This is a genomic window from Sporomusa sp., assembly GCF_035561255.1.
Classification (GTDB): domain Bacteria; phylum Bacillota; class Negativicutes; order Sporomusales; family Sporomusaceae; genus Sporomusa.
Map to the genome: position 1 here is coordinate 1 of NZ_DATMXX010000004.1, position 8,541 is coordinate 8,541.

Annotated in this window: 7 protein-coding genes; 2 read left to right on the top strand and 5 right to left on the bottom strand. The window is 46.2% G+C overall.

Going from position 1 to position 8,541, the window contains the following annotated elements:
- A partial coding sequence (locus tag VN379_RS00280) for a hypothetical protein (protein ID WP_325529638.1) occupies nt 1-280 on the top strand: 280 nt, incomplete at its 5' end.
- A gap of 261 nt (nt 281-541) precedes the next feature.
- Here VN379_RS00280 and VN379_RS00285 read toward each other — a convergent pair.
- The 3 genes from VN379_RS00285 to VN379_RS00295 all read right to left on the bottom strand — a co-directional run bounded on the left by VN379_RS00285 (nt 542) and on the right by VN379_RS00295 (nt 5,144).
- Nucleotides 542-1,138 (bottom strand): Uma2 family endonuclease, encoded by a 597-nt coding sequence (locus VN379_RS00285; protein WP_325529640.1) that lies wholly within the window; start codon nt 1,136-1,138, stop codon nt 542-544.
- A gap of 200 nt (nt 1,139-1,338) precedes the next feature.
- Nucleotides 1,339-2,178, bottom strand: coding sequence for a 4Fe-4S dicluster domain-containing protein (locus tag VN379_RS00290; RefSeq protein ID WP_325529642.1), 840 nt, complete (start codon nt 2,176-2,178; stop codon nt 1,339-1,341).
- The gene (locus VN379_RS00295) at nt 2,175-5,144 is read right to left on the bottom strand and encodes a molybdopterin-dependent oxidoreductase (protein WP_325529644.1); all 2,970 of its coding nucleotides are present in this window, start codon (nt 5,142-5,144) and stop codon (nt 2,175-2,177) included. Before VN379_RS00295 ends, VN379_RS00290 begins: the two co-directional genes overlap by 4 nt.
- 207 nt (nt 5,145-5,351) lie before the next feature.
- On the opposite strand from VN379_RS00295, the gene VN379_RS00300 reads away from it, so the two are divergent.
- The gene (locus tag VN379_RS00300; RefSeq protein WP_325529646.1) at nt 5,352-6,254 is read left to right on the top strand and encodes a LysR substrate-binding domain-containing protein; all 903 of its coding nucleotides are present in this window, start codon (nt 5,352-5,354) and stop codon (nt 6,252-6,254) included.
- Nucleotides 6,255-6,356: 102 nt separating this feature from the next.
- Here the strand turns inward: VN379_RS00300 and VN379_RS00305 are convergent, their stop codons facing one another.
- Both VN379_RS00305 and VN379_RS00310 read right to left on the bottom strand, forming a co-directional pair.
- A complete protein-coding gene (locus tag VN379_RS00305) occupies nt 6,357-7,715 on the bottom strand; it encodes an S-layer homology domain-containing protein (protein WP_325529648.1) in 1,359 nt (452 codons plus the stop codon).
- Between the two features lie 328 nt (nt 7,716-8,043).
- Nucleotides 8,044-8,541 (bottom strand): hypothetical protein (locus VN379_RS00310; RefSeq protein WP_325529650.1); only part of this gene is annotated, 498 nt, incomplete at its 5' end.

The following is an 8,541-nucleotide window of genomic DNA, read 5'->3' on the forward strand; positions in this document are numbered from 1 at the left end:
ATTTCAACATAGACCTAAATCAGAACGTAATTCAAATAGATTGTTTTGTAATATGAGGAGGAATCTATTGATGTATAACAACACCAGCCCCATAATGCCATCCAAAAACCCTACTGATATTGCCAAATATCTTGCTATCAACAAGGAATTACATCAGGACCAGCGTTCTTGGGTAAAAATGCCTTTAAGCCCTGAACGCGATGCCTTGTCTCAAAAGATTGCTCTTCTTAAGAAAGAGTTAAACCACTTAAACAAACGTTTAAATGGAATCACAGCATGACAATCTGTCATCCCAGTGCCACCACAGTCTTAATCCGGTTTAGCTTTTCATTATAAAGTTCTTGTGTTGAATTTGAAGGCGAAGACCACTCGCTCAACATTGTAGCTGCCTGGAAAAAATCAAATACCAACCCTTCGCTACCATTATGGTTGAGCGAATTGTCAAATCAGGTGCAAAATCGCCCTTCAGGCCTGGTCGACAAATTTTAAGACCCCCGAATACTCGGGGGTCTTCTCATGAAAAACAGTCTAATGACAGCCATTATTCTATTATACTGTTACGGAATATGTCTTCCAGTTTAATCTGAAGTTGAGGTAAGATGATGGGAGTGATAATACCCTCCCTACCGAAATACTCCGCTTTTCTGTACTCAGACAATTCTTCATTCATATAGAATCTAGTAATTATCTGATGAGCCGGATCAACTACCCAATATTCAAAAACTCCACTGGATTCATAAAGTTTTCGTTTTTTGATAACATCATGGCTTGCTGTAGATGGTGATAAGATTTCTATAATAAGATCTGGACTGCCTTTACAACCAGCAGAATCAAGCTTACTAACATCGCAAACAACCGTTATATCTGGCTGTACTACTGTCGTGGTAGTGTTCTCGTCCTCATTCTTTTGTGGTAAACGAACATCAAATGGTGCTGCATATATTTGGCACTTCTCGTCTTTAAGATAAACGGCAAATTCAACTAATAGATTTCTTGATATTTCTTGATGTTGTCTGTTAGGGGCTGGGCTCATTGCATAGGCTGTACCGTATATGAGCTCCCAATGCTCATTTTCAGGCCAAGTCAGGTAGTCGGCGTAAGTATAAACCTTATCCCTTTTGACTGCGCGCTTGCCCATGATGCTCATCTCCTAAAAATCCTTTTATTCTTATTATACCAAATTTGTTATTTTAAAAGCAAAAAGATCACAACAAGTGATAAAATCATCGCTCGCAAGGATTTCATGCAAGACCCTGTCGGTAAAAAACCAGGCCCTGTCGTTAGAATTAATTCTGTAAACGAAAGGGCCTGGAGTATAGTATTGAATTTATAGCAATTTTATCCCAGGTATACAGTACCGATGTTCTGACTGGCAGTTAATTCAACTGTCACTGTGGTCTTCTTAAATCCAATCATCTCAATCTCGATAGTATAATAACCGCTGTTTGCAGACAGGTTATCAATTTTGAAGTCCCCAAAATTATCAGTAACTGCCTCAGAAAGCTTTTTCTGATCAGAGAACAGGCTAATCCGAACACCTTCGGCACAGTCAGTAACACCGTTGCTATTAACTGCAACACTGCCAGCAATAAAGCACTTAGTAAATCGATACAAATTCTGATAATACACACTGGGATGCGTATTATACTCCGGTTGCAGCACCTCTAGATTATTGACCTGACAGATACGGCTCATTTCGGCGTCTTCCACATATTCGGCTCTAAGTGCGCCGGTAGGACAGGCTTGCACACAGCGCGGCTTTTTCCAGCCCTGGTCAAGCAGGTGGGCGCAAAAAGTGCACTTTTGAGGAGTATCATGTTCTTCATTCCACCAGATAGCCTGATAGGGACAGGCTTTTGTCAATTCTCTCTGGCCCTTTGCTTTATCAGGATCTATGACAACAACACCGTCAGGACGTTTGCTTATACTGCCGCGTGAACCCTTAATACAGGGGGCATCCTCACAATGCATGCAGGTAGTCGGCCGGTAGGCCACATCAACGATTGGGTATTGCCCCCGCTCTGTGCGCATGATGTTTATCCAGCGATGGCCATGTCTGGGCTGTGACCGGGTATATCCCGGCCACTCATTATCAACATGCTCATCTTTGCAGGCTAAGAAACAATTATTGCAATCCACACACTTTTCGACATCAATAATTAAATGCCACTTTTTCATGAAACGCTCTCCTCTCCGCTCCATTTACCAATTTCAACCAGGCAGGAATTAGCCGCCATGGCATGGGACTTTTTAATCATCATCCGGCTTGGTGTCAATAGGTTGATACACCCGCCAAGATCGGGCGATTTACCGGGTTCCCCTACCGGCTTATAGACAGCCGAAGATTCATAAGAGTGTACGGTTCCCGGAGGAATGCGTTCAGTCAATTGGGCGGCGCAAATAACAGCACCACGGTCATTGAATACCTTAACCAAATCGTTTTCTTTGATACCCCGGGCCGCGGCATCACTGGAATTGATTCTCACAATCCAGTAATAATGCCCGTTAATCAGCACCCGGTGATCTTTAATATCGTTAATAGTGCTGTCCTTGCCGTCACTTTGTGTATGGAAGGTGAATTTGGGGTGAGGTGAAATCAGTTGCAGCGGGTACTTTGCAAACAGCTCAGGGGAATGAGGCCCTTCCCAGGCGGGGTTATATTTCATAAGGGGCGGCCGTTCAGGGTCATTCGGATCAAAGCGTTTTAGGCTGGAGGATTCGAACTCGATTTTCCCTGACTGGGTCTGCAGTCCCATCCGGTATTCGCCGGTATAGTCGGCAGGAGCGGGGAACGGTTCCGGGGTATCTTTCGCCCGGCCTTCAGCATACCAGCGGAAAGACACCGGGTCACGGCGATTTTCGGGCAGGGGCGGAATCACATAATAGCCTTTTTTGAGGAACTTCTTCCAGGAAAGGCGGTTTGGCAGGTCGGTGCCGTCAAATAACCGCTTGCACCATTCCAGTTCGGTAGAACCCTCTGAGTAAACCGAACCCAGCCCCAACCGCTTGGAGAGTTCCAGGAAGATTTCAATATCAGATTTTGATTCCCCCAGCGGCTCAATACATTTATGCTGCAACACTGCCACCCGGTGGTTAACCTGCGTAAACGAGTGATAAATGTAACCGCCGCAGTTAGCGAATTCACTGATGTCCCAACGTTCAAAATTAGTGCAGGCCGGCAGGATAACATCGGCAAACTGGGCCTCGCCTTCAAACCAAATCGACTGATTGACAACAAACTCCAGACCATCTGACCGGTACATATTTACGTAGCGGTTTGTATCAACCATTGTGCCGATATGTGATCCGCCGTATTTATAGTACATTTTGACCGGGGAATGACCAGGAGACGGGTATTTAATCGGGAAGAACTGCCCTTCAATTGTTTTGCCGTCAGACGACCACCCCTCACAGTGGCCTTCCATAATGGCTTCGGGTATCTTGAGACGCGGCACACCCTGATTGACGGTATTCATAGTGACGATATTAGGCATCCGCTGATACAGGTTAAGGAAGTTGCCTGTGGCAAACAGATCACCGGAAAAACCGCCCTCAGCATAACCGGGGAAGTAGAAGCGTGTATCAACAGGTGTGCCTTGTTGCATGCCGCCCATATTGACGCCCGGCTTACCCAGTCCTTGCATGGCCATCAGACATACCATACCTCTGGCCCAGTCTGTTCCAGTTGCGGTGCGGCAAGCGCCACCGAAGCCGATGATACCGCCGGCTGCCAGATAGGTTTTTTTGCGGCCCCATTCCCGCGCCAAGGCTCTGATATCTTTAGCAGGAATACCGGTCTCCTGCTCCTGCCATTCCGGTGTTTTAGGTACACCATCCTCTTTGCCAAGGACATAGTCCTGCCATTTTTCAAAACCAGTGGTGCGCTCAGCCACATAGTCTTTGTCATAGAGGTTTTCCGTCATCCACACATAGGCAATCGCTAAGACCATAGCGCTATCTGTTCCCGGCTTAGGTGCCAGCCACTTTCCGCCCATCAGACCGGCAGTATGGTTGTAGTATGGATCAATATGGACAATCTTGATGCCCAGTTCTTTCAGCCACTGCCGGCGTACGGTCCCTTCCTGGGCACCATATACACCACTGGTAGATTCCGGGTCACTCGACCAAAAAACAATCATTTCACAGTTCTGGAGACAGTCTTCCACCAAATTATAGGTTTCCGAGCCGCCGTTACGGGCGCTTTGCCCCCAGTGATGAGTAGCCCCCCAGAACCAGCCTTCCCAGCTGTCAGGGTTGTGCACCACCGGTGTCCAGCCAATGGCATTGAAAAATCTCAGTCTGGCACTCAGCCAATAGCCTAACGCCCCCCAGGTATGGTGAGAGCCGCTGCCATTCATAATGGCCCCGGGGCCATGATCCTTTTTGACCCGCTTAATCTCGTTAACCACAATAGTCAGCGCTTCATCCCAGCTAATCCGCTCATAACCCGATATTCCACGGTTTTGCGGGTTTCTCTCGCCATTGGGATCAAAATCCACCCGTTTCATCGGATAAAGCAGACGGTCCGGCGAATAAATCATCGATTTCCAGGCTAGGGTATGGGGGTTAACGGTAGTTTTCTTAGGTGGTGAAAAAGTTTTGCCTCTGGCTTTAACCACCCAGGGATCGGCATCCTCCTCATCAAACTCAATCGGGGTGATGCGGATGATTTTGCCGTCCTTAACGTAGACAAAAACTGGCCCTCCGTTAGTATTACTTGTGTAGCGCTTGACACCCTTACCCATATCCACGCCATATTCAGGATCAATATTCATAGTCATGTTCAAGGTTTCAGCAAACCAGAGTGTCAGTTCGTCCGGGCCTTGCATGTCAATTTGAAAATGCTTGGCTGCACTGATAAATTCCAGCTGCGTCTTGGTAGGGCTCATTAACCTCACCGCAGTCTCGGCATCTTCGAATATCATAGCGATATCAGGTTTATCATGGATACCTGCCTGGGAAGAAACCTTACCATTCTTGAAAATAAAATACCGGCCCTGAGAGTTATCCCGCAGTTTTATCTGAGCAATCAGATTTTTTTCTCGCAGACGCCGGGCGAATGTGTTCGTTCGTATTGCCGTCATCTTCAGGATTTTTTCTAACCCGAAAAGAATGACAGAAAATTGCGTACTTTCAAATGCCATATTACTCTTCTCCTTTCAAAATAACGCCTATCATTGCAACCTAATCATACCGCAATCTGCTTTTTACAGGAAATACCGTATATATCTAAGCTTATGACAAAAAAGTATTACGGTCTGAGTACGCGCATCTTTTTTCCTAAAAGAGCTTTCCCTTGGCACACAATCATTTTATACTACTGTTAGAGAGTATTTTCGTCGGGAGGTACCATGGAAATCCAGTTGTTACGTGAATTCACCTGCCTTGCAGAACATTTAAACTTTAGTACAGCTGCCAAACAGCTTTTTATTGCCCAGCCTGTTCTCAGCAGACACATCGCCGATTTAGAATATGCGCTCGGAGTGCAGTTGTTTGCCCGCAATAAACAAAGTGTGCAGCTAACACCGATTGGCGCAGTGGTGCTGGCAGAGACGAAAGCTATTCTTACTCACTATGATGAAGGCATTCAAAAAATCCGCCTTGCAGTTGCCGGGTTCGCAGGTCAATTAAAAATCGGTTTTTTAGGCGTCCCTGTTAAAAACTTTTTTCCGGCGCTGATCTCTCGCTTTCGCAGTACTTACCCCAATGTTGATTTACAATTAAATCAGCTAAATCTGGGAGCACTTACCAATGCGCTCAAACGAGGGGATATCGACATTTGTTTTACTCTGTCTTTTGATTTAGCCAAAATGACAGGATATTGCTGGAAAACCCTTTATTCCGATTCGCTTGCCATTGTTCTGCGACACGACCATCCTGCTGCAAGCAATCATAAGATCAATCTATCGACACTGTCCCAGGAAAATTTCATTATTCTGTCACCAGATGAATCTCCCGGTCTCCATAATCAGATTATCGATCTCTGTGCAGCCAATGGTTTTTCCCCTAACCTCGTCAAGCTTTCCGCTTTTCCTGAAAACGCTTTACTTATGGTTGAATCTGCAATTGGTGCAGCTATTTTGCCACGTCATATTCAAGTATACGCAAGTCCTGAACTGCGCTTTTTAGACATCGAGGGTGGCGGCACCGGCTTTGATGTCGTTGTCGCCTGGGGAGAGGTGCATTCCAATCCTGCCGTTCCTTTGTTTCTGCAAGAGCTTGAAAAACTGCAGTTAGAAAATCGCATCTGCTAACTTGCTTAATACATAATGAATTATCCCGTGCTCCTAGTGATCACGGGATAATTCATTAAAACCTGCTTAGTTTGTTAATGGCCGCCTTAAACAATGTCAATATTAGAAAATATAGGTAACTTGAGCTGTGAAGAAGCTTTGGTCATCATTAGTGGCATTATTGGCCATAGACTGGGCCGAATACTTCACCCGGTCCAATTTGTTATAACGCATGTTGAAAATGGTGCGTTTGGCAACGGTAGTCTCAAAACCAACTTCAAAGCCTTTGAGGTTATCTGCGATACCACCCAAGGCCACAGTAGTATAGTTCAAGGGCGCATTCCAGGCAAACGGCGAAGCAAACGCCAGCGCGTCAAAACCAGGTTCTGCGTATTTATACTGGACAGAATAGCCGGTTGACCCCACCACGAAAGGATTGGCACCCTTATATTTCGCCCGGATAAAGTACGCCTCAGGGGCAGAACCACCGTTCGCTAATTTTGCAAAGTCCGCAGTATTCCGGCCCCATTCACCGTCAAGAACAACATCAGAAATCCCTTTATACTTCAGACCAATTGCAGCCGAATTGTACATTTCCTTGTGTTTGTCCTGAACGAATGACACCGCCATATCTGTATCCTGATCCAGGCTGAATTTTACATCGCCGAGATTATATGTCCGATGGGGGAAGATGCCGCTAGGATTGGAAGTAGTCACCTCCGAACGATCCCCTAACCTGGCAGAATAGAAGTTCACTTTAACCGCTTTGCCGAAAGAGAGCTTCCCGCCGTCCATATACGGAGCGCCGCTAATTGTGCCGAAGCCGAGGCTGGGGAAGAACCGGCCCAGGCCTACTTCAGCATTGGCGCCGATTTTCTTATTAAAGTTCGCTTCCCAGGCCTGCAAGGAAGTAACATTGGTTCTGCCGCCTAAAGTCTCCACGCCAAGAATGCCATGGAAGTAGGTGTCGCCGTCAAACTGGTTGGCAATATTCAGCCAGAGCAAGGTACGGGAAGCGCTCTTATCATCGGCTCTACCCGCAGCGCCTGGAGCCGCAAGTCCTGCATCCTCCGCGATCATCCGGGGGTTCTTGGTATATTCATAACGATACTGCGCAAAGCCGTCAATTGTAAGCGGGCCTTGCTTCTTTTCCACAGTATCGACGCGTTTGCCGAGTGCCTTGAGTTCATCAGAAAACTCAGCAGACAGCTTAACAATTAACGCTTTGTTCTCATCAGTAGCCTTATCCGTTTTCGTCATTGCATTTGCTACGATTTCAGCCATTTGATACCTGGTCAGGGTCCGTTCGCCCTGGAATGAGCCATCATAACCACTGACAATACCCGCTTGTGCCAATTTGCTCACTGCATCATAGGCCCAGTGTTTTGCCGGAACATCACTAAATTGATCACTTGCTGCTAGCGCAATGTTGGTAAAACAAAGCGTTGCTGCTGCTGCCACTACAATTAGACCTTTTTTCATTAGTCTCCCACCTTTTATAATTTCTCTATATAGATTATTAATGCACTTTTGCGTTTTAAGGCCGGTACCCCAAGCAAGCCTTAATTCTTTTTAAAAGATCGATAGGCAGTTATTGCCCCAAATATCAACATCATTACAACAATTGAGGCCATCCAGCTAGTCTCCAGCAACGGACCGCTATTCATAATGAACCCTCCCTATTTTCGATTTTGGTACAAAACGACACATTGCCCGACAAAGCAAACAAAAATCATAACTCCCATATTGGCAAGGAACAAGTCCCAGAAAAGCATTCAAATTCCTCCCCTAAAAAATCTCGTAACTCTCATCACGCCTGAGCTGCCTCAGCCTTTTCTTGCGTCAAAACAGCTTCAGATACTCTAAATATCCCGGGTTTTCCTTCACACAAGGCGGTCATCAGAGCACCAACAACAATAGACACACTCAAGGTCGCATACACATTTGCAGTTGTCAGCATTTCAAGGCCAATAGCAGCAGGTAAACTGGTAAATGACCACAGCATATTAACGATCCAGGCAGCGACCATTGTGGTAATGGCTGCTGTAGTCGACCGCTTCCAAAATAGGCCGATCAGGCACATAACCATTATTGGTGCAGGCCAGGAGAAGAGCCAGTTTATCGCAGTCACAATCGGCGGCAGTATTGGCGCCACAACGGTCGCAAGTATACAGAAGACGATGATGGTGATACGGGCTACCCGATTCTCTTCTGTCGGGGACATACATTTATTACTGGTATAAGCATATATGTCTTTGGTGAAAAGTGTCGAAGTTACCAAAGCGATGATGGAGAAACCGGACAACAT

Coding starts and splice junctions, on each gene's coding strand:
- VN379_RS00285 (WP_325529640.1), bottom strand. CDS start 1,138: ATGGGCAAGCGCGCAGTCAAAAGGGATAAGGTTTATACTTACGCCGAC.
- VN379_RS00290 (WP_325529642.1), bottom strand. CDS start 2,178: ATGAAAAAGTGGCATTTAATTATTGATGTCGAAAAGTGTGTGGATTGC.
- VN379_RS00295 (WP_325529644.1), bottom strand. CDS start 5,144: ATGGCATTTGAAAGTACGCAATTTTCTGTCATTCTTTTCGGGTTAGAA.
- VN379_RS00300 (WP_325529646.1), top strand. CDS start 5,352: ATGGAAATCCAGTTGTTACGTGAATTCACCTGCCTTGCAGAACATTTA.
- VN379_RS00305 (WP_325529648.1), bottom strand. CDS start 7,715: ATGAAAAAAGGTCTAATTGTAGTGGCAGCAGCAGCAACGCTTTGTTTT.